This is a genomic window from Microbacterium limosum (assembly GCF_036324365.1).
Taxonomy (GTDB): Bacteria; Actinomycetota; Actinomycetes; order Actinomycetales; family Microbacteriaceae; genus Microbacterium; species Microbacterium limosum.
Genome location: NZ_CP137080.1, coordinates 830937 through 850744 on the forward strand (window position 1 = coordinate 830937; position 19808 = coordinate 850744).

Annotated in this window: 16 protein-coding genes and 1 tRNA gene; 15 read left to right on the forward strand and 2 right to left on the reverse strand. The window is 67.7% G+C overall.

The window, feature by feature from the left end; genetic code table 11:
• Nucleotides 1-22 precede the first annotated feature (22 nt).
• The 5 genes from RYJ27_RS04005 (at nucleotide 23) to RYJ27_RS04025 (ending at nucleotide 5189) form a co-directional block, all read left to right on the forward strand.
• A complete protein-coding gene (locus tag RYJ27_RS04005; RefSeq protein WP_330171460.1) occupies nucleotides 23-862 on the forward strand; it encodes a pseudouridine synthase in 840 nt (279 codons plus the stop codon).
• Nucleotides 859-1992: a prephenate dehydrogenase gene (locus tag RYJ27_RS04010; RefSeq protein WP_330171461.1), complete on the forward strand. Its 1134-nt coding sequence runs from the start codon at nucleotides 859-861 to the stop codon at nucleotides 1990-1992. Before RYJ27_RS04005 ends, RYJ27_RS04010 begins: the two co-directional genes overlap by 4 nt.
• A complete protein-coding gene (gene cmk / locus RYJ27_RS04015) occupies nucleotides 1982-2692 on the forward strand; it encodes a (d)CMP kinase (RefSeq protein ID WP_330171462.1) in 711 nt (236 codons plus the stop codon). The genes RYJ27_RS04010 and cmk overlap by 11 nt, the downstream gene beginning before the upstream one ends.
• Nucleotides 2682-4205 (forward strand): ribosome biogenesis GTPase Der, encoded by a 1524-nt coding sequence (der, locus tag RYJ27_RS04020; RefSeq protein WP_330171463.1) that lies wholly within the window; start codon nucleotides 2682-2684, stop codon nucleotides 4203-4205. The genes cmk and der overlap by 11 nt, the downstream gene beginning before the upstream one ends.
• Nucleotides 4206-4277: 72 nt before the next feature.
• Entirely contained in the window at nucleotides 4278-5189 is a 912-nt protein-coding gene (locus tag RYJ27_RS04025) for an NUDIX domain-containing protein (RefSeq protein WP_330171464.1), read from the forward strand.
• 201 nt (nucleotides 5190-5390) lie between these two features.
• Here RYJ27_RS04025 and RYJ27_RS04030 read toward each other — a convergent pair whose 3' ends face one another.
• Nucleotides 5391-5789, reverse strand: a complete 399-nt coding sequence (locus RYJ27_RS04030) for an RNA-binding S4 domain-containing protein (protein WP_330171465.1) — start codon at nucleotides 5787-5789, stop codon at nucleotides 5391-5393.
• A gap of 119 nt (nucleotides 5790-5908) precedes the next feature.
• Between RYJ27_RS04030 and RYJ27_RS04035 the strand changes: the two genes are divergently transcribed.
• Both RYJ27_RS04035 and RYJ27_RS04040 read left to right on the forward strand, forming a co-directional pair.
• Nucleotides 5909-5982: transfer RNA gene (locus RYJ27_RS04035), tRNA-Pro, on the forward strand.
• A gap of 687 nt (nucleotides 5983-6669) precedes the next feature.
• Nucleotides 6670-12060, forward strand: a complete 5391-nt coding sequence (locus RYJ27_RS04040; protein ID WP_330171466.1) for a DUF3320 domain-containing protein — start codon at nucleotides 6670-6672, stop codon at nucleotides 12058-12060.
• A 480-nt stretch (nucleotides 12061-12540) separates the two neighbouring features.
• Here RYJ27_RS04040 and RYJ27_RS04045 read toward each other — a convergent pair whose 3' ends face one another.
• Nucleotides 12541-13533 carry a sodium-dependent bicarbonate transport family permease gene (locus RYJ27_RS04045; protein WP_330171467.1) on the reverse strand — a complete coding sequence of 331 codons (993 nt, stop codon included), beginning with the start codon at nucleotides 13531-13533 and terminating at the stop codon, nucleotides 12541-12543.
• 69 nt (nucleotides 13534-13602) lie between these two features.
• Here RYJ27_RS04045 and RYJ27_RS04050 point away from each other — a divergent pair, with 69 nt between their 5' ends.
• The 8 genes from RYJ27_RS04050 to RYJ27_RS04085 all read left to right on the forward strand — a co-directional run bounded on the left by RYJ27_RS04050 (nucleotide 13603) and on the right by RYJ27_RS04085 (nucleotide 19805).
• Nucleotides 13603-13881: a helix-turn-helix transcriptional regulator gene (locus RYJ27_RS04050; RefSeq protein ID WP_330171468.1), complete on the forward strand. Its 279-nt coding sequence runs from the start codon at nucleotides 13603-13605 to the stop codon at nucleotides 13879-13881.
• Between the two features lie 292 nt (nucleotides 13882-14173).
• Nucleotides 14174-14425, forward strand: coding sequence for a hypothetical protein (locus RYJ27_RS13540; RefSeq protein WP_330171469.1), 252 nt, complete (start codon nucleotides 14174-14176; stop codon nucleotides 14423-14425).
• A 140-nt stretch (nucleotides 14426-14565) separates the two neighbouring features.
• A complete protein-coding gene (locus RYJ27_RS04060; RefSeq protein WP_330171470.1) occupies nucleotides 14566-15615 on the forward strand; it encodes a TerC family protein in 1050 nt (349 codons plus the stop codon).
• Nucleotides 15608-16081 carry a hypothetical protein gene (locus tag RYJ27_RS04065; RefSeq protein WP_330171471.1) on the forward strand — a complete coding sequence of 158 codons (474 nt, stop codon included), beginning with the start codon at nucleotides 15608-15610 and terminating at the stop codon, nucleotides 16079-16081. Before RYJ27_RS04060 ends, RYJ27_RS04065 begins: the two co-directional genes overlap by 8 nt.
• 2 nt (nucleotides 16082-16083) lie before the next feature.
• Entirely contained in the window at nucleotides 16084-16518 is a 435-nt protein-coding gene (locus tag RYJ27_RS04070) for a hypothetical protein (protein WP_330171472.1), read from the forward strand.
• A 411-nt stretch (nucleotides 16519-16929) separates the two neighbouring features.
• Nucleotides 16930-17277, forward strand: a complete 348-nt coding sequence (locus tag RYJ27_RS04075) for an Hsp20/alpha crystallin family protein (RefSeq protein WP_330171473.1) — start codon at nucleotides 16930-16932, stop codon at nucleotides 17275-17277.
• 104 nt (nucleotides 17278-17381) lie between these two features.
• Entirely contained in the window at nucleotides 17382-19247 is a 1866-nt protein-coding gene (dnaK, locus tag RYJ27_RS04080; protein WP_330171474.1) for a molecular chaperone DnaK, read from the forward strand.
• Between the two features lie 18 nt (nucleotides 19248-19265).
• Nucleotides 19266-19805: a nucleotide exchange factor GrpE gene (locus tag RYJ27_RS04085; RefSeq protein ID WP_330171475.1), complete on the forward strand. Its 540-nt coding sequence runs from the start codon at nucleotides 19266-19268 to the stop codon at nucleotides 19803-19805.
• Nucleotides 19806-19808 lie beyond the last annotated feature (3 nt).

A 19808-nucleotide genomic window follows, 5' to 3' on the forward strand; every position in this document is an offset into this window, starting at 1 on the left:
GGACGATGCAGGAGGAGAGCCGATGAGCGAGCGTGAGACGACGGGGCAGGATGCCGCGGCCGACGGCGTGCGGCTGCAGAAGGTGCTCGCGCAGGCGGGCGTCGCCTCGCGGCGCGTGAGCGAGCAGCTGATCGTGGAGGGGCGGGTGCGCGTCAACGGCGAGGTGGTCACGGAACTGGGGTCGCGCATCCGCCCCGAGACCGATCTCGTCGACGTCGACGGCGTCGCGGTGCAGCTGGACGCGAGCAAGCGCTACGTCATGCTCAACAAGCCCACCGGCGTCGTCAGCTCGATGCGCGACGACCGCGGGCGCGACGACCTGCGCCGGTTCACGCAGGACTATCCCGAGCGGCTCTTCAACGTCGGCCGGCTCGACGCCGACACGAGCGGCCTGCTCATCCTCACCAACGACGGCGACCTCGCGCACGTGCTCGCGCACCCGAGCTTCGGGGTGACGAAGGTCTACATCGCCAAGGTCGACGGCATCGTCACGGCGCAGACGATCGCGCGGCTCAAGCGCGGCGTCGAGCTCGAGGACGGCCCGATCGCCGCCGACAAGGCGCGTCTGCTGGATGCCTCGGGCCCCCGCACGGGAGGGACGAGCCTCGTCGAGCTGACCCTGCACTCGGGGCGCAACCGCATCGTCCGTCGGATGATGGCGGAGGTCGGCCACCCCGTGCTCGAGCTGGTGCGCCGCCAGTTCGGCCCCCTCCACCTGGGAACGCTTCCGGTCGGGCGCTCACGCGAGTTGACTAAGGTGGAACGCGGCGCGCTGCTCACCCTCGCGCGCCGCGACGCCGCCGACGAGAGCGCAGCAGATGCGCCGCCGCCCGCGTCGCCCCAGTCAGGAGACCCGACGTGACCGATTCCGCCTCGACCCGTGCGTCCGCGACCGCCGTCGCCGCGCGCACGACGGGCACCGTCCGCGTCGTCGGGGCGGGGCTGCTGGGCGCGAGCGTGGGGCACGCGCTGCGGGCCGCCGGCGTCGACGTCGTGCTCGATGACACCTCGCCGGCGCAGCTGCGCCTCGCGATCGACTACGGGGCGGGGCGCGCCGCGCGGGACGACGACCGTCCGACGCTCGTCGTCGTCGCCGTGCCGCCGGATGTCACCGCCGACGTCGTCGCGCGGGAGCTCGCCGCACACCCCGGCGCCGTCGTCACCGACGTCGCGAGCGTCAAGCTCGAGCCCTACCTGGCCCTGCGCGGTCGCGGAGTGGACCTCACGCGGTACATCGGGTCCCACCCGCTCGCCGGGCGCGAGCGGGGCGGCGCGATAGCGGCCCGGTCCGACCTCTTCGTCGGCCGGCCGTGGGTCGTCTGCCGCGACGAGGAGACCTCCCGCGAAGACCTCGCGCTCGTCGAGGGCCTCGCGCTGGATCTCGGCGCGACCCCCGTGGAGATGACTCCCGAGGAGCACGACCGCTCCGTCGCGGTGGTCTCGCACGTTCCCCAGATCGTCGCGAGCGTCCTGGCCGCCCGCCTGCGGGAGGCGCCCGACGCCGCGCTCGGGCTCGCGGGGCAGGGCGTGCGCGACACGACCCGCATCGCGGCATCCGCCCCCGAGCTGTGGGTGCAGATCCTCGGCGCCAACGCGGGCCCCGTCGTCGACGTGCTCGACGCGCTCGCCGACGACCTGCGCGACGTGACCGAGGCGCTGCGCGCACCGGATGCCGCGGGCTCGCGCCGCGCCGTGGCCGACACGATCCGCCGCGGCAACGAGGGCGTCGAAAGACTCCCCGGCAAGCACGGCCAGAACCGCCGCTTCGAGCAGGTGGTCGTCATGGTCGACGACCGGCCCGGTCAGCTCGGCCGCCTCTTCGGCGAGCTCGGCGAGCTCGAGGTCAACGTCGAGGACCTGCGCCTCGAGCACTCTCCCGGGGCCCAGTTCGGCCTCGCCGAGATCAGCGTCGTACCGTCGGCCGTCGGCCGCGCGGTAGAAGGACTCACGGAGCGGGGATGGCGGATTGCGAGCACCAGCAATGACGGGTGACCAGGTGAACGCCGGCGCCGGCGCGGCCCCGGTCGTCGTCGCGATCGACGGCCCCGCCGGCAGCGGCAAGTCGAGCGTGTCGAAGGCCGCGGCATCCCGCCTCGGCTACGACTATCTCGACACGGGCGCGGCCTACCGGGCGCTCGCGTGGCACGTGCTGGCCCGCGGCGCCGACACGGGCGACGCCGCCGACGTGCTCGACGCCACCGGCGACTTCGACTTCTGGATCTCGACCGACCCGGCCGCCTACGCCGTGCGGGTAGGGCAGGCCGACGTGACCGAGGCGATCCGCGAGCCGCGGGTCTCGGACGTCGTCAGCGGCGTCGCCCGCGTGCCCGCCGTGCGCGAGGCGGTCACGGCGATGTTCCGGCGCATCATGGCCGGCGCCTCGCGCGGGATCGTCGTCGAGGGACGCGACATCACCACGGTGGTCGCGCCCGACGCGCCCGTGCGGATCCTGCTCACGGCGGCCCCCGAGGTGCGCGCCGAGCGGCGCAGCGCCGAGCTGAGCGGCGAGGATGCCGCGGCCGTCGCGGCCGCGCTCACGCGCCGCGACGCGTCGGACTCCGCCGTCGTGGACTTCCTCAGCGCCGCGCCGGGCGTCGAGGTCGTCGATTCCACCGAGCTCGATTTCGAACAGACCGTCGACGCGGTGCTCGCCGTCGTCGCGGAGAAGGCAGGGGTGCACCATGGCCGGTGACGAGGAGTACGAGGGCGGTCCCGACCGCCTCGCCGAGCGGCTCGCGGAACTGGACGAGACGCTCGTCGAGCAGCGCGCCGAGACGCTGCGTGCGTCGCTGACCGATTACGACCTCGACGACGAGGACGCCGCGCTCCTCGAGGGGCTCGGGATCGGCGAGGACGGGATCCAGTACTCGCCCGCCCTGCCGGTCGTGGCGATCGTGGGTCGACCCAACGTCGGCAAGTCGGCGCTCGTGAACCGCATCCTCGGCCGCCGCGAGGCCGTCGTCGAGGACACCCCCGGTGTGACACGCGACCGCGTGACGTACAAGGCCGAGTGGCTCGACCGACGGTTCTCGCTCGTGGACACCGGAGGGTGGGAGCCCGACGCGAAGGGCATCGACGCGTCGGTCGCCGCGCAGGCCGAGGTCGCGATCGACCTGTCGGATGTCGTGCTGTTCGTCGTCGACGCCATGGTGGGGGCCACCTCCACCGACGAGAGCGTCGTGAGGCTGCTGCGCAAGAGCGGCAAGCCCGTCTTCCTCGTGGCGAACAAGATCGACGACGCCCGGCAGGAGCCCGAGGCCGCCGCGCTGTGGAACCTGGGGCTCGGCGAGCCGCACCCCGTCTCGGCGATCCACGGACGCGGCGTCGCCGACCTGCTCGATGAGGTCGTGAAGGTCTTGCCCGACGTCTCGGCGGTGGCCAAGGCCGAGATCGGCGGCCCGCGCCGCGTCGCGATCCTCGGCCGGCCGAATGTCGGGAAGTCCTCGCTGCTGAACAAGGCCGCGGGGGAGGAGCGGGTCGTGGTCAACGAGCTCGCCGGCACGACCCGCGACCCGGTCGACGAGATCGTCGAGCTCGGCGGCAAGCTGTGGCGCCTGGTCGACACCGCCGGCATCCGGCGCCGCGTGCACCTGCAGCAGGGCGCCGACTTCTACGCGTCGCTGCGCACCTCTGCCGCGCTGGAGAAGGCCGAGGTCGCCGTCGTCGTGCTGGATGTGTCGGAGACGCTCAGTGAGCAGGACGTGCGCATCATCGACATGGTGCTGGAGTCGGGCCGCGCGCTCGTGCTCGCCTTCAACAAGTGGGACCGCCTGAACGACGACGACATGGAGAACCAGGATCGTCGCCGCTACCTCGAGCGGGAGATCGAGCAGGATCTCGCCCACGTGGCGTGGGCCCCGCGCGTGAACATCTCGGCACGCACCGGTCGGCACCTCGACAAGCTCGTCCCGGCGCTGGAGACCGCGCTGGAGTCGTGGGATCAGCGCATCCCGACGGGCAAGTTCAACGCCTTCCTGTCCGAGCTCGTGGCCGAGCACCCGCACCCCGTGCGGGGCGGCAAGCAGCCGCGCATCCTCTTCGGCACGCAGGCGTCGACGCGTCCGCCGACCTTCGTGCTGTTCACCACCGGATTCCTCGACCCGGGCTACCGCCGGTTCATCCAGCGGCGCCTGCGCGAGCTGTTCGGGTTCGAGGGCACGCCGATCGTCGTCAACATGCGCGTGCGGGAGCGTCGCCAACGCTGACCGCTGCGCGAGGGGCCGAGGTGGGGCGAGCGTCCGCACGCCGGGCCCCGCGGGGTGTGCGAGGCTGTGGTGATGACGATCCAGCCGCCCCTCCCGGGTGAGCCGCGCCGTCCGCACGGGCCCCGAGACCCCGGCGATGCGTGGGTGATCGCCGAGACCGGCGAACGGTATTGGGGACGCTTCGGCGCGGCGGGGCTGCTGGCCGTGGACGCCGGCCGCGGGATCCTGTTGCAGCACCGCGTGGCGTGGAGCCACTTCGGCGGCACGTGGGGTCTGCCGGGCGGCGCCCGGCACGAGGGCGAGTCGGCGATCGACGGCGCGCTGCGCGAGTCGGGGGAGGAGGCCGGTGTGCCGGAGGGCGCGGTGGCGCCCCGGTTCACGCACCTGCTCGACCTCGGCATCTGGACATACACGACGCTCATCGCCGATGCGGTGACGCCCTTCGAGCCCGTCATCAGCGACCCCGAGAGCGTCGCGCTGGAGTGGGTCGCCCTCGACGAGGTGGACGACCGCCCGCTCCACCCCGGCTTCGCGGCGGCGTGGCCGTCGCTGAAGGCGGGCCTCTCGCACCGCCCGGCGATCGTCGTCGACGGCGCCAACGTGGTGGGCTCGGTGCCCGACGGCTGGTGGCGCGACCGCGCCGGGGCGGCCGGCAGGCTGCGCGACCGGCTGGATGCCCTGGCATCGGCGGGCGTGCGTGGGGCCGACCTGGGGCTGCCGCACGAGAGATGGTTCCCGGAGACGACGCTCGTGGTGGAGGGGAAGGCCCGGGGGTTGGATGACGCGGCCGGCGCGCTCGTCCGCACCGTGCGCGCGCCCGGCGAGGGCGACGACACGATCGCCGCCGAGGCCCTGCGCCTGGCGGGCGGGGGTTACGACGTGACGGTCGTGACGAGCGACCGCGCTCTCGCGGCCCGCGCGCAGGATGCCGGGGCGCACGTGCGCGGGGCCGGCTGGCTGCTCGGCATCCTCGACCGCGCCTGAGTTCTGCGCGGGGCGCGCTCTCGGGGCGGGGCCCCCGCCCCCGAGTGGGGCAGCTTCTGTGCAACGGGGCAGGCTACAACCTGCCCCGTCGCACGCAACCTGCCCCGTAGCTATCGGGCGTCGATCAGGGAATCGTCATCGATCGCCCGGACGGGTTCTCGCACCGCGACTTCCTTCACCTGTGCGCCGACGGCGCGCCGCTCACTCGCCACGTGCTCCGCGCAGCTTGTCGATCTCGCGGCGCTCGCGCTTGGTGGGTCGACCGGCGCCCCGGTCGCGCACGGGCACGCTCGCGACCGTCTCGCGCGGGGGCGGGGGAGGGGTGCGGTCTTCGAAGGCCGCGGCCGCGACGGCCGCTCCCACGCGCTTGGCGATCGGCTGACGCACCACGAGGATGCGGTCGAAGCCCTGGATCCGCACTCGGAGCTCGTCGCCGGGGCGCACCGGCTGCGCGGCCTTCGCGCGCTCGCCGCCGACCCTGACGTGTCCGGCGCGGCAGGCCGTCGTCGCCGCCGAGCGGGTCTTGTAGACGCGGATGGCCCACAGCCACGAGTCCACACGGACGGATGCCGCAGGGGTGCTCTCGCTCGACGTCGGCATGCTCTCGAGGGTAGCCCGAGGTGCACGCGCGCCGCCCCCGCCCGCCGACGCGAAACGGTTCGCAGGCGCACGCGCGAGCAGGTAGGATGGTGGAGTTGTCCGCGCGCGAGCGGGGACTTCGGGATGTGGCGCAGCTTGGTAGCGCACTTGACTGGGGGTCAAGGGGTCGCAGGTTCAAATCCTGTCATCCCGACCGGTAGGGCTGTTGGCAGAACTGATTGCAAAACAGCTCGGCAAGGTTGGAGAACACGAAGGGCCTCTGCGAATCGCAGGGGCCCTTCGTGTGTCTGGTTCTCGCGCGGCCTCGGTGGCTGCTCTGGATGGCTGCGGACCTGCGCTCTGCGGCGGCTTCAGCGCGCGCGGTCGGTTTTCGGGCGCGCAGAATCGTTCTGTGAGCGGGGTGTCGCCGGTCTCCGGCTGGTGGCGGGGGTGACTTGCGCGTCAGGTTCTCATCGGGCGGATGGTTGCCCCCGGAGACGCGTCGGGGGGTGAGGCTGGCTTGCTGCTCTTGCGTCCGGTCCGGGCTACGGTGAGGTCGCCGTGTCAATCAGGTCACCTCGCTCCCGCACAGTGCACACGACTTCAACGCCTACTACGAAGCACGGCGCACAGCGCTCGCCAACAGAATCCGGCGCAAGCTCCACGCTGACGTTCTCGTCCAGGTGTCGGCGGTGTCAAACGACGAGTACAACGGTACGGAACTGGACTCCGCACTCGAGGACTGAGACAGCAGCCTGAATCGTGCAGACTACCGATTCCGACGAGCCGCCCGGAAGCGCGGGATGTGCGTGCGGCGCCGTGGATACGATGTGGAGACAGATCGCGTCACTTCGGCCCAGCGAGCGCCTGCATATGCTGACGCACGGACACGGAGGTTCGCGTGGGCACCATCAACGAAACACGCGCTGCGCTGAAGACATGGCGTGAGGGGCTCGTCGGACTTGACCGCCGAAGCCGTCTCCTACGATTCCGTGCCCCCAAGACATCATCACTACGTCTGGATGGGCCTTCCCCTGACGCGATCCTGGAACTGCTTCGATCCGGCAAGCTTCAATCGTTCGTGGGCGATGTTGTCGACCCCGAAACGGGAGTTGCCCGTCCGGCGCGCGCTGGCACGTTCCTCCACGTCCCTCGCGTGGATACGGAGATTGGGCCAGTCGTCCGCACCCTCATGCGTCGCGCGAACGAGGAATTCCTCGACCGGGGACTGTCCGTCCTCTACGTCGCGTTCGGCATGCTGAAGTGGAAGGACGTAGACGGCTCCGAGATGGCCAGCCCGATCTACCTCCTCCCGGTGGAGCTTCTCCCGGAGGGGCCGCGAGCCACCCCGAGAATCAAGGGAGGAGAGGATGACGCGGTCCTCAACCCCGCGCTTCCGCTCCGGCTCAATGAGTTCGGCGTCACCCTGCCCACCTACGAAGACGTCGACGGCCTGAGCTTGTCGGAAATCCTCGACCGGTACACGAGCGCTCTCAGTACAGCGAAAGACTTCAAGGATTGGAGCCTGGATCCCGAAGTTCACTTGTCGACGTTCTCCTTCGCGAAAGAAGCGATGTACAAGGACCTCTTGGACAATGAAGCAGCAATCGCAGAACACCCCGTCATCCGCGCTCTCGCCAATGGTGATCCCACCAGCCAGAGTGATGAGTTCCAGTTCGACCCGGTCGATCCGGTTGACATCGACGAGATCGCACCGCCGGAGCGAACGCCTCTCGTGCTCGACGCAGACTCTTCGCAGCGCGCCGCGGTAGCGGCAGCCCTCGCCGGGCGCAGCTTCGTTATGGACGGCCCGCCGGGCACCGGCAAGTCGCAGACCATCGCGAACATGATCGGAGCGCTCCTACATGCCGGCAAGTCGGTGCTGTTCGTATCTGAGAAGATCGCCGCGCTCGATGTGGTGAAGAACCGTCTGAAGGACAGTGGACTCGAGAGCTACCTGCTGGAACTTCACTCCCACAAGACGAACCGTAAAGACGTCGCGAACGAGCTCCTCCGCACGCTCGACAACGTTGCCCAGCCACCGCGCGCGATGTCAGCGTCGACAAGGACTGCGCTTGAAGACCGTCGCCGCCGTCTCAACTCCTACGCGCTCGCGATGAACGAGGCTCGCTCACCGCTGCAAGCTTCACTTCACGACATTCTGGGAGAGCTCGCCGGGATGGTGCACGTGCCAGTCGCGCCCACGCCCAACCGGCCACCGCTCCAGCTCTCCGACGATGGCCGTGCTGCGCTGTCCGACACGCTGAAGCGTCTGGAGCGGACGTGGCGTCCAGCGGCACAAGGTTCCACCTTCCTCTGGAGGGACGTCACGGACGAGACCTCGTTGGAGTCGCGGCTGTACTCGGCACGTACCGCACTTGAGGAACTCGAGGGCACAGTCCAGCTCAATCGAGGCTTGGCCGAAGCGTTCGAGCTGACTGCGCCGCGACAGACGCAAACGTTGATCGACTTGCTCGCCCTCCAGCACACGAACCGACCCCCGTACGTGAACGACGGGTGGCTCACCACATCGGACTGGAGTTCGATTCAGACCGACCGAGCCGACCTCGGCTCGTTGGTTGCCGCCTTCCATGAGGCAGCCGACAAAGTGATGACGCTGGCCGGTGTCGACTACGAAAGTTTCCCGCCAGAACTCCCGCCCGCGCCCGAGCCGATCCCCGTACGTGGCGCCGTGGACATCGCCGCCCTCACCACCTCCGAGTTGCGGACGACAGCGGACGCGTTCGAGGCGCGCGAGTCGTCGCTCACGTCGACGGTCGAGTCGGTCAGCAATCTCGCGCGCCTCATAGGCATGCCAGAGATCGTCTCCTTTGCCGACACTGACCGTGCCGTCCGTATCGTGCAGATCCACCGTGACTACCCCGGGATCGATGCCTCATGGTTCACAGCTTCCGACCTCCGAGCAGCACGCGATGCCGCAAGCACGTTGCACCACAAGTCCCTTGCACTCGACCATGCGGAGAACCAGGCGAGCAAGCTGTTCTCCCCGACAGCTCTCGCAGCGCCGCTGCGAGAGCTCGAGGACCGATTCACCAACCTCCACACTGGAATCCGCAAACTGAGCGCCGCGTACCGGACCGACAAGAAGGCCCTCGGTGCGCTTCTCGCCGATGCGAAGCAGGTGAAATCGGGCATCGCTCGCCTGTCGGATGCCATCGCCTGGTCCGACGCAGCCAGCGAGTTCGATGCGGCGGGGGCCGCCTACGGGGCAGCATTGGGGCGATGGTGGCAGGGGAGAGCGACCAACTGGGACGAGCTCACTCGCTTCATGGCCGCAGCCGAAGAAGTCGTCGCGCTCACGGGAGACACGGTCTCACCTGCGTTGAAGGCGTACATGGCTCACACCTCGGCTGACGCCGCCCACGTTCATGTTGCGGACACCGCGCGTGAGGTGATCGCTGCATGGCGGAACGATGTGGCTCCGCAGCCAGCGCTCACTGGTCGCCCAGAATTGCTCGTCGAACCCGTCGCAGCGTCGGTCTCGTGGCTGTCCGCACACGTCGCACCGATGCGGTCGGCTGCAACCCGAGTCGAGTCGATCTCCCGCCATTCCGCGCGGGATCACACCTTGGCGGAAGCCGAATCGATCATCGCCGCCGTTGACGTCGCTCGAGAAGCCGTGCGCGCCCTCGACGCATCGGCGGAGAAGATGACGCGCCAGTTCGGCGGCCTCTTCGTGAGCCATCGGACCGATCTCGCTGCCGTGGATTCCGCGTTGGAGTGGGCGTCGCGCGTACGCGACACGGTGGACGGGGCACTCACAGTGGCCCAAGTCCACGCACTCAACGCTTCAGCCGATACCGAAAACCTCGCGAACATCCTTCATAAATGGGAGAGCGCCCGCGACGAGATCGTCCGTGCCTTTCATGCAGACAGGACCTCAGAGCTCCACCACGACTTCGGCGAAGTCCGCGCGGCGTTCGAGCTCATCGCAGAGTTCCAGCAGGACACCATCGGTCAACGTGAATGGTTCGACTATCAGTCGATCCGGACTGAGCTTCGAGAACTCGATCTGGACAGCACGGTCGAATTCTGCATCGAGCAGCGCATACCTGCGTCGGACGTCCCGAAAGTCGTGGAACGCGCCCTGCTTCGAGCATGGGCCGACGAACACATTCGGACGGACACCCGCCTCCAACCCCTGCTCGCCGCTGATCGCGCGGCGCTCGTCGAAGAATTCCAGAACCTGGACCGCGAAGTCGTAGCTGCGGCCACGAGCGACATCATCCAGGCAGCGAACACGCGCCGCCCTGCCAATACCTCGTTGGGTGAGCCCGCCCTCATCCGAAGGGAGGGCATGAAGCAACGGCGTCACATGGCAGTGCGGAACCTGATCGCGCAAACCCGATCCGCGACACAGGCGATCAAACCGGTGTTCATGATGTCCCCGCTTGCCGTCTCCCAGTACCTACCTCACGACCTGAAGTTCGATGTGGTGATCTTTGACGAAGCCTCGCAGGTCACGCCCGGTGACTCCATCAACTGCATCTATCGCGGCAGGTCCTTCATTCTGGCGGGCGATGACCGACAACTGCCGCCGTCCCAGTTCTTCGAGCGAGTCATCGAGTCAGACGATGTCGATGATCTCGAGTCTGATGTGAAGGACTTCACCTCGATCCTCGAGCTCGCCAAGTCTTCAGGAGCCTTCCGGAACCTCAGCCTGAGGTGGCACTACCGGTCCCGCCACGAAGCCCTCATCGCGTTCTCGAACTATCGCTTCTACGAAGGCCACCTCATCACCTACCCCTCTGCGCAAGAGGAAGGCGCGGACGTGGGCGTCGAGTTCATCCATGTCGACGGCATGTACCGCCGCGGTGGAGGCGCAGACAACCCGAAGGAAGCGAAGGCCGTCGCCGAGCGGGTCATTCACCACTACCGAACGCGCCCAGGGCTCTCGCTCGGCGTCGTCACATTCTCAGTCGCGCAGGCGGCCGCGGTCATCGCTGCCGTCGACGACGTACGCAACCAACACCGCGATCTCGACGCCCACTTCGACAAGAGTGACCGTCTCAACGGCTTCTTCGTGCGTTCGCTCGAGTCCGTCCAGGGCGACGAACGTGACGTGATCCTCTTCTCCATCGGGTACGGACCCGACGAAGCCGGGAAAATCTCGACCAACTTTGGAGTGCTCAACAAGGCCAAGGGGTGGCGGCGCCTCAACGTTGGAGTCACGCGTGCGAGGCAACGTATCGAGGTCGTCGCCTCCATGGAAGCCGGCGACATCCCGCCCTCCTCGAACGAAAACGTCGAAGCCCTCCGTGCATACCTCGACTTCGTCCGCCGAGGCATCACCACCCTTGGGACTCAAGCCTCCGCGACGGGCCTGATGCCTGATTCTCCGTTCGAGGAATCGGTGATCCGTGCCATCCAGTCCTGGGGATACGTTGTCGAGCCGCAGGTCGGAGCCGCCGGTTTCCGGATCGATATTGGAGTTCGTCACCCAGCCAAGCCCGGTTCGTTCGTGCTGGGCGTCGAATGCGATGGCTATCAATATCACTCCGCACCCGCTGCGCGTGACCGAGACCGTCTCAGAGACCAAGTGCTCTCTGGACTCGGGTGGACACTCCACCGCATCTGGGGGACCGGGTGGTATCGAGACCGGATCCAGGAGGAGAGCCGCCTGCGCGCAGCCATCGAAGCAGCAGTCGCCGGCACCTCCTCGCGCACACGAACGTTCGCTATCGTGCGCCCCACGGTCGAAACGGCTGCGGCAGAAATTGACACTCCCTACGCATGGGCGGTCGACTACGTCGAAGCCGCCCCAGTCAAGTTGCCTCACTGGGTCGAGCCAGCCGAACCCGGCAACCACCTCCACCTGGTCGAGGCACTCGTAACGCTTGCCCAAACGGAGGGTCCCGTCCACCTCGACACGGTCAGTGAACGAATCCGCGAGTGGTGGTCGGTCGGGCGCGTCACATCCCGACTCAAGGACAACATCGACCGTGCGATCCTCAAAGCGGGCCTCGAACGGGACGGTGACTTCATCGACGTGCCCAACCGCCCCGTCTCGAAGGTTCGATCCCGGAATCAGAACCGCAAGCCCGAGCAAGTCCACCTCGACGAATTCGCGCTCGCAGCCGAGATGCTCGTTCGCGATGTCGGCGGAGCGTCGAGATCCGAAGTCATCGTCGCCATCGCACGTCAGTTCGGTTGGGGAAGGACGGGCGCAATCGTTGACGCGCGTCTCAACGCGGCTGTCGAGCAGGCTGTCGAGCGCGGCGTTCTCGTCCAGAACGGGGAGGCGCTCTCCAGCGCCCGTACGGCGCCCTGAACCAGTGCCGCGCGCACACTCAAGCAGCGGCTCGCTAGAGTCGACGCGGAGGGGTCGTGGGGTGACTCCTCAGAATGGAGCGCGGGCTTGTCCGTACTAACTCGGGCCGACGTTCGTCTTCTCTTCATGCGCGAGGGGAAGATCGCGGGCGGTCTCTGGCCGTGGCTCGAGGATGAGCCTCCGGCTCACGTCCGAGCGCAGCTTTTGACGCTGATCGATGCTGTGACAGATGCCTATTCGACTCTCAGCGAGGACGACCGGGAGGGTGAAACTTGACCACGTCATCGCAATGCCATCTCGCAATGCCATCCTTTTGACCGATTCAGCGCCGTATCTCGGCTCAGGCGCTCGGGTGGCTCGGGTGGCTCGTCTTCGCTCCGGTTGCTTCCGAACGGTGGGGCGACGTCGTGCGCACCTACTGGGTACGAACACACCGCGATAGCTCGCTTCTTCACTGATTCGATCATCACGCCGAAAGGGTCACTGCGGCGCAAGTTGTTGTGCCAGCCAGGTGAGTGCCGGGATTCCGATGACGAGGTTGAGGGGGAAGGTGATGCCGATGCTGGCGGTGAGGGACAGGGCGGTGTTCGCGTCGGGCAAGGCGAGGCGGACGGCAGCGGGTGCAGCGATGTAGGACGCGCTGGCGCAGAGAATGCCGAGGACGACCGCACCTCCGACGTCCATCCCGATGAGTGCCGCGGCGGCAACTCCGAGCGCTCCGGCGGCGAGGGGGAAGACCAGCGCGAAGGCGATCAGTCCGGCCCCGCCTTCTCTGATGGTGCCCAGGCGGTGTCCGACTTCCAGGCCGAGCGCGAGGAGGAACAGCACCAGCAGTCCGCGGAACGCGTCGGTGAACACCGGTTCGATGGGCGTGTACCCGGCGGGACCGGCGATGAGGCCGATGGCCAGGCCGCCAACCAGCAGGAGCACGGACTTCCCGGTGAGAACTTCGTGCAGGGTCGGCCACCATCCGGCGGTCTTGGCGAGGTGCCTTCGGGCCAGCAGGATGCCGATGAGGATGCCGGGCACTTCGAGAACGGCGAGCAGGGTGGCCGCGTAGCCGGGGTAGGCGATGCCGGCGCTGTCCAGGAACACCAGCGCCGCGGTGAAGGTGACAAGGGAAGTGGACCCGTAGTGCGCGGCGATCGCGCCGCGGTCGACCCGGCTCAGGCGAGTCACCACGCGCAAGGCGCCATAGGCCGCGGCAGGGATGATCACCCCGAGGGCCAGGGAAAGTGCGACTGGGCCGAGCACTGCGGCAGCGGTCTCACCGCGCAGCGCCACTCCGCCCTTCAGACCGATCGCCAACAGCAGGTAGATGGACAGCGCCCGCATCATCGCGTCCGGAACCTTCAGGTCAGACTTCATGGCGGCGGCGAGCACGCCGAGTCCGAAGGCGAGGACGGGGGGTGAGAGCAGGTTGGTCAGGGCTGCGTCGAACAAGAGGGTCCCCCATCGTGATTGGTGAAGCAAACTTCTGCCATCGCAGAATAGCGGAAGTTCTCTTCACCAAATGACAGGGATGTTTGGCAGGATGGGGGAATGGCGCAGTGGACCTTTCTCACACATCACGCGCATGTACTCCTGGCGGTCGCGCAGAACAACGACGCCGCCGTCCGGGACATCGCCGCGGTGGTCGGGGTGACGCCGCGGTCAGCTCTGACGATCCTCAACGACTTGGAGTCGGCGGGGTACCTGGAGCGGGAGAAGCGAGGCCGACGCAACCACTACGTGCTACACGCAGACCGCCCGTTGCGTCATCCGTCCAACGCCGCGCACACCGTCGACGACCTGATCCGCGCCCTCCTCGATGTCACGTAGCCCCTCCGCCGAACGATCATCCAGCACCGCGGCGAGAAGACATTCGCTCGCTTCCGCTAGACGGTATGTAGTGACCGCCTTCTGGTGAGGGGGTCGCGGGACGGGGCCTCGCTCACAAAACTCGTGGGTTACCGGGTGGAGATGGTCCGCCCGGCCTATCCGACATTTGTGGGAGGCCCCGTGTTCACTGAGCGTACGAGTGTTGGGCTCGATGTGCACGCCCGTTCTGTCGCAGCCGCGGCGATCGATGGCGTGACCGGCGAGCTGTTCCAGGCGAAGCTGCCGCCGGGTCATGACCGCATCCTGGGCGGTCCATCTGGCGCGACTGCTGCGTCTGGATGAGATCACACCAGTGACGGTGCCGACGGTCACCCAGGAGGCTGCCCGGGATCTGGTGCGTGCACGGGAGGACTGCCGAGGCGATCTGATGCGCGCCCGTCACCGGCTGAGCAAACTGCTGCTGCGGCACGGGATCGTCTACGACGAGGGCAGAGCCTTCAACATCAGCCCGGAACTGTTTCCGGGGAAGAAGCACTTGACGTGAAGTGTACTTCTCCTGTTACAGTGTTCTCGAAGGGGAGTAATCCTCGCTCCGCATCGTCAATACGTTCCCGCCGCGGGATCCGGTGCGCAGGGCCAAGGCGCCGATGAGACCTTCACGAGAAACTCGTGGAGGTCTCTGTCATGACTGTTCCCTTGTGGGCATGGTTCGCCGTGCTGGGCGTGATCCTGGTGATGCTCGCCGTCGACCTGGTCGCGCACCGAAAAGCCCACGTGATCGGGGTGCGGGAAGCGGCCGTCTGGTCGATCGTCTGGGTCACCCTCGGTGTCGCGTTCGGCGTGTTGGTCTGGTCGCTGTGGGGGGCGGAGTTCGGGCAGCAGTACTTCGCGGGCTACCTGATCGAGAAGTCCCTCGCCGTGGACAACGTGTTCGTCTGGGCCATCATCTTCGCCGCGTTCGCGGTCCCGCGGGAGTACCAGCACCGGGTGCTGTTCCTCGGGGTGCTGGGGGCGCTGATCTTCCGGGGCATCTTCATCGCCGCCGGGGCCGCGCTGATCGAGAACTTCTCGTGGATCCTGTATGTGTTCGCCGCGTTCCTGATCTACACCGGGTGGCGGATGTTCCGCTCCCGCAACGACCACGTCCACCCCGAAAAGTCGAAGATCCTGAAGTTGTTCCGCCGGGTCGTGCCGATGACCGACGCGTACCACGGACAGAGGTTCCTGATCCGCAGGGCTGGGATCGTGGTGGCCACCCCGCTGCTGGCGGTGCTGGTGCTGGTTGAGATCACCGACATCATCTTCGCGGTGGACTCCATCCCGGCGATCTTCGCCGTCACGTCTGAGCCATTCCTGGTCTTCACCGCGAATGCCTTCGCGATCCTCGGCCTGCGGGCGATGTACTTCCTCCTGGCCGATCTCATCCACCGGTTCATCTACCTCAAGGTCGGACTCGCGTTCGTGCTGATCTGGGTCGGCATCAAGATGCTGCTCCTGGACGTGCTCTACATCCCCACCACGATCAGCCTCGCGGTCGTGGCCACCATCATCACCGTGTCGATCGTCGCCAGCCTCCGCGCCACCCGCGGGCAAGGCCGCCGCGAGGTGCACACCGAAGCGGCCGGCGCGTTCCGGATCGCGACGCCCGAGGAGCTCGCAGCCGCCGAACCGGTGTTTCGGCGCCGCCGCCGCGTGAGCGCCACAGGCCCGCGAAGGGGTGACTCCGATGTCTGAAACGAGCCCCTCGGCGGTCCTGGCCCCCGTACCCCACCGTGTGAGGAGGGGCCGCCGAGGCCTGACCTGGGCCACCTTCCTGCTGCCCGCCTTCGCGGTGGCCGGCGTACTCGGAGTGGCCTGGGCCGCCGGGGTTGGTGATTCCTGCGGCGGGCCGCTTCCGGGCTGTGGGAACGTCCGCAACGCCGGCAACCTCCCTGCGACTGTCCAGTCCACCAACCTGACGGCAAGTGACGGCGGGAACCTCACCTCGGTGGTGGCGCCCGGTGAGCGGGCTGTGCTGTGGGGTGCACAGAACGAGGTGTGGGTTGAGGCCGAACAGTGCCTCATCGCCGACGGCGGACCCTTCTGGGACGCCCGCACGATCACGGACCGGTCCGCTGAGCCAGCGGGGCGGTGGTATCGCGTCGATGACTGGGGTGCGCGTCTGCACCTGTTCGACGGCGTATGCGCGGAGAGGAGCTGACCATGGCGTCTGACGCGTGCCAGCTGCGACTGGCGGAGCTCACCACCCCGATGGGACGCACCGTCCTGGAAGCACCCGTCTGGCCCAATGATCTGCGCGGCTTCGCGGAGCACCGGGACCTGTGCGTGCATGTCGTCCTTCCGAAGGAGCAGGCCCGCTGGGGCGGCCTGTTCGCGGGAGTCCGCGCGCTCGGCTCACGCACCGCACACGTGCGGGTGCACGTGCAACCTGCACGTGGCGCCTTCAGCCTGGACCCCGCCGTCCTGATGCTCTCCCGCACCCGGCGCCGCGCGGAGGCCCTCGTGGCCGTCGTCGACGACGCTGCCGCGGCCGGTGTCGAGCTCACCGCGCAACAGGTGATCATCGACACCTACCCACGAACACGCTCCACCCTCCGCCTCCCCCGGCGACCGATCATGCGCTCGCGTGGGGAGTGATGAGCGTCGCCTGGTTTCCGCTCGCAGGTCCGCACCCGTCACCCCGACCGGGCGCGCCAAGGCAGGCTAATCCCACCCGGGGGAGGGAGCACGCATGAGGTCGACCAGACCCTTGCCGCCGATCAAGAACTCCGACAGTTCACCCTTGCGAAATGTATATCTGGGGTCCATGATCTTGGCCAGAACGAGATTCGTCTCGCGGACTCGGCCGGTGGCCGGCCGGGCAGCGCGAGCCGATGCGCCGCACGGCGGTTCGGCGACGGAGCTCTTCCAAGCGTTCGCGCTTCTGCACGGACATCGTCCAGAGTGGTCGACAGGATGGGGTCTTCACCTTTGACCGATGAACAAACATCGGAAGTCGAGTCATAGCGACTCAGCGTGAATGGGGAGGTGGCGAGATGGTGACCTCATATGCGGACCTGCGCATCTTTCAGCAGATGGATCCGCGCTCGATGTCGGTCGATCTGTCCCGAGAGGGCGACGAGTACGTCCCTGAGGCGAACCTGCCAGGCATCGACTCGGAGTCCATCGAGCTGGGTGGGCGGCCAGCTGCTCACCGTCCGCGCGGTGAGCGCCCCGTCCGCGACCACCGACGCGAAGTGGTTCACCGCCGCACGCCCCCACGGGCAATTCATGCGGCTGCTGGGACTGGCGCCCGGCATCGACAGCGACAGCGTCACCGCCAGCTGCGACCGGGGCGTTCTGTGGGTGGTGATGCCCATCGAGCAGCCCGCCGTCCGGAAGATCCCCCTGGAATAGCCCGCTTCCTGACTCTGGGCACTCAGTCCGCCCCCTGCGCCGATCCTGGCGCTCTTTGACGACCCATGAAACGTGTCACACGTGACAAGAAAGGAACAACCATCATGGCCAAGGCAGTCGGAATCGATCTGGGAACCACGAACTCCGTTATCGCCGTCTGGGAGGCCGGCGAGGAGAAGGTCATCCCGAACGCGGAGGGAGCCCGCACTACCCCGTCGGTGGTCGCTTTCACCGAGGACGGTGAACGGCTGGTGGGGCAGCTTGCCCGCCGGCAGAGCATCCTTAACCCGAAGGGCACCATCTCGTCGGCCAAACGGTTCATCGGCCGGTCCTTCGACGAGATCAAGGAGGAAGCCAACGCCGTCGGCTTCGACGTCGTGGAGGGCCCCAATGGGGAAGCGCGGTTCAATATTCGCGGCAAGCAGTACGCGCCGGAGGAGATCAGCGCGCAGGTGCTGCGAAAGCTCGTTGACGACGCCAGCAAGTTCCTCGGTGAGAAGGTCACGGAAGCTGTCATCACCGTTCCCGCCTATTTCAACGACGCCCAACGCACCGCGACGAAGGACGCCGGGCGGATCGCCGGGCTCGAGGTGCTGCGCATCATCAACGAGCCGACCGCCGCCGCGCTCGCCTACGGGATGGACAAGAAGAACCACGAGACCGTCCTGGTGTTCGACCTCGGTGGCGGCACGTTCGATGTCAGCCTCCTCGACGTGGGCGACGGCGTTGTCGAAGTGCGATCCACCGCTGGTGACACACACCTGGGCGGCGACGACTTCGACCGTCGCTTGGTGGACTACTTTGCCGACGAGTTCAAGAACGAGAACGGCATCGACCTGCGCAACGACCCGCAGGCCCTGCAGCGACTGTTCGAGGCGGCCGAGAAGGCGAAGGTCGAGCTCAGCTCGGTGTCCCAGACGCAGGTGAGCCTGCCGTTCATCACCGCTGACGCGAGCGGACCCAAGCACCTCACCATGACCGTGAAGCGGTCAAAGTTCGAAGACCTCACCGCGGACCTCGTTGAGCGGTGCCTCGGTCCGGTGCGTCAGGCGATGGCTGATGCGAAGGTCAGCGAGAACGATATCGACGAGGTCATCCTGGTGGGCGGTTCCACCCGCATCCCCGCTGTTCAAGCGCTCGTCAAGCGGCTCACCGGCGGCAAGGAGCCGAACATGACGGTGAACCCCGATGAGGTGGTCGCGGTGGGCGCTGCCATCCAGGCGGGCGTCCTCAAGGGCGAAGTCGACGACGTGCTGCTGCTGGATGTCACCCCGCTGTCGCTGGGTGTGGAGACCCGCGGTGGCGTGATGACGAAGATCATCGAGCGCAACACCACCATCCCCGCCCGACGCAGCGAGGTGTTCTCAACAGCTGAGGACAACCAGCCGTCGGTGGAGATCGTCGTCCTGCAGGGTGAGCGGGAGAACGCCGCTGACAACCGTGTGCTGGGTCGGTTCCAGCTCACCGGCATCCGCCCTGCTCCTCGCGGTGAAGCGCAGGTCGAGGTCACCTTCGACATCGACGCGAACGGCATCCTGCACGTGACGGCAAAAGATAAGGACACCGGCACCGAGCAGGGCATCACCATCAGTGACACCTCGAACCTGGACCAGGGCGAGATCGACCGGATGATCAAGGAAGCCGAGCAGCACCGTGCTGAAGACCAGGCACTGCGTCAGGCTGTGGATGCACGCAACGAGCTGGACTCGGCCGCCTACCAGGTCGAGCGGGTGCTGCGTGAGCTCGGTGACGCTGCGCCGGCGCATGAGCGTGCCCGTGCGGAGTTGCTCATCACTCAGGCCCGCGAGGCGGTGCAGAACAACGTCGGCGAGCAGGAAGCGAAGGAACGCACCGGCGAGCTGCTGCAGGTAGCGCAGTCCCTCGCTGCGGCCCGTGCGAACACCAGCCAGGCCGAGCAGCCCGCTCAGGACGACGAAGACGACGTCGTCGACGCCGAATTCGACAAGTAACACGGAGGGAGGATCGCGATGGTCGAGGAGCAGAACGAGGAAACCCGGACTGTGGACCTGGTGAACGACGACCTCACCGGGGTGTCCGCAGAGGAGATCCGCGCCGCGCAAGCGGCCGTCGCAGCCCAGTTGGAGACGGCCGAGGACCGCTGGCGCCGGGCGGCGGCGGACTACGACAACCTCCGCAAGCGGATGACGCGCGAAGTCGAGACCGCCCGCGAGCAGGAACGGCAGCGCACCGCGAGGGCGTTCCTGCCGGTCCTGGACGGACTGGACCGGGCACTGACCTTCGCAGTGAATTTCGACGAGAGCGTTCACGGCGGCATGCAGGCCGTCCGGGCGCAAGCCGCTGACGCGCTGCGTGCCTTGGGGTACCCCGAGATCGTGGTGGACGGCGCAACGTACGATCCGCAACTGCATGAAGCGGTCTCCGTCGTCGAGGACGCCAGCGCCCCACCGCGGAGCGTTATCGCCGTCACCCGGCCCGGGTTCGGAACGCCCGAGCGGATGCTTCGACCGGCTGCGGTCGTGGTCACCCGCAGGCCGGACGAGGAGTAGACG

Bases quoted from the DNA above. Each gene is read 5' to 3' on its own strand.
- RYJ27_RS04005 (WP_330171460.1), top strand. From the start codon at position 23: ATGAGCGAGCGTGAGACGACGGGGCAGGATGCCGCGGCCGACGGCGTG.
- RYJ27_RS04075 (WP_330171473.1), top strand. From the start codon at position 16,930: ATGCGGACCTGCGCATCTTTCAGCAGATGGATCCGCGCTCGATGTCGG.
- RYJ27_RS04085 (WP_330171475.1), top strand. From the start codon at position 19,266: ATGGTCGAGGAGCAGAACGAGGAAACCCGGACTGTGGACCTGGTGAAC.
- RYJ27_RS04065 (WP_330171471.1), top strand. From the start codon at position 15,608: ATGTCTGAAACGAGCCCCTCGGCGGTCCTGGCCCCCGTACCCCACCGT.
- dnaK (WP_330171474.1), top strand. From the start codon at position 17,382: ATGGCCAAGGCAGTCGGAATCGATCTGGGAACCACGAACTCCGTTATC.
- RYJ27_RS04060 (WP_330171470.1), top strand. From the start codon at position 14,566: ATGACTGTTCCCTTGTGGGCATGGTTCGCCGTGCTGGGCGTGATCCTG.
- RYJ27_RS04030 (WP_330171465.1), bottom strand. From the start codon at position 5,789: ATGCCGACGTCGAGCGAGAGCACCCCTGCGGCATCCGTCCGTGTGGAC.
- RYJ27_RS13540 (WP_330171469.1), top strand. From the start codon at position 14,174: ATGACCGCATCCTGGGCGGTCCATCTGGCGCGACTGCTGCGTCTGGAT.
- RYJ27_RS04025 (WP_330171464.1), top strand. From the start codon at position 4,278: ATGACGATCCAGCCGCCCCTCCCGGGTGAGCCGCGCCGTCCGCACGGG.
- RYJ27_RS04050 (WP_330171468.1), top strand. From the start codon at position 13,603: ATGGCGCAGTGGACCTTTCTCACACATCACGCGCATGTACTCCTGGCG.
- RYJ27_RS04070 (WP_330171472.1), top strand. From the start codon at position 16,084: ATGGCGTCTGACGCGTGCCAGCTGCGACTGGCGGAGCTCACCACCCCG.
- cmk (WP_330171462.1), top strand. From the start codon at position 1,982: ATGACGGGTGACCAGGTGAACGCCGGCGCCGGCGCGGCCCCGGTCGTC.
- der (WP_330171463.1), top strand. From the start codon at position 2,682: ATGGCCGGTGACGAGGAGTACGAGGGCGGTCCCGACCGCCTCGCCGAG.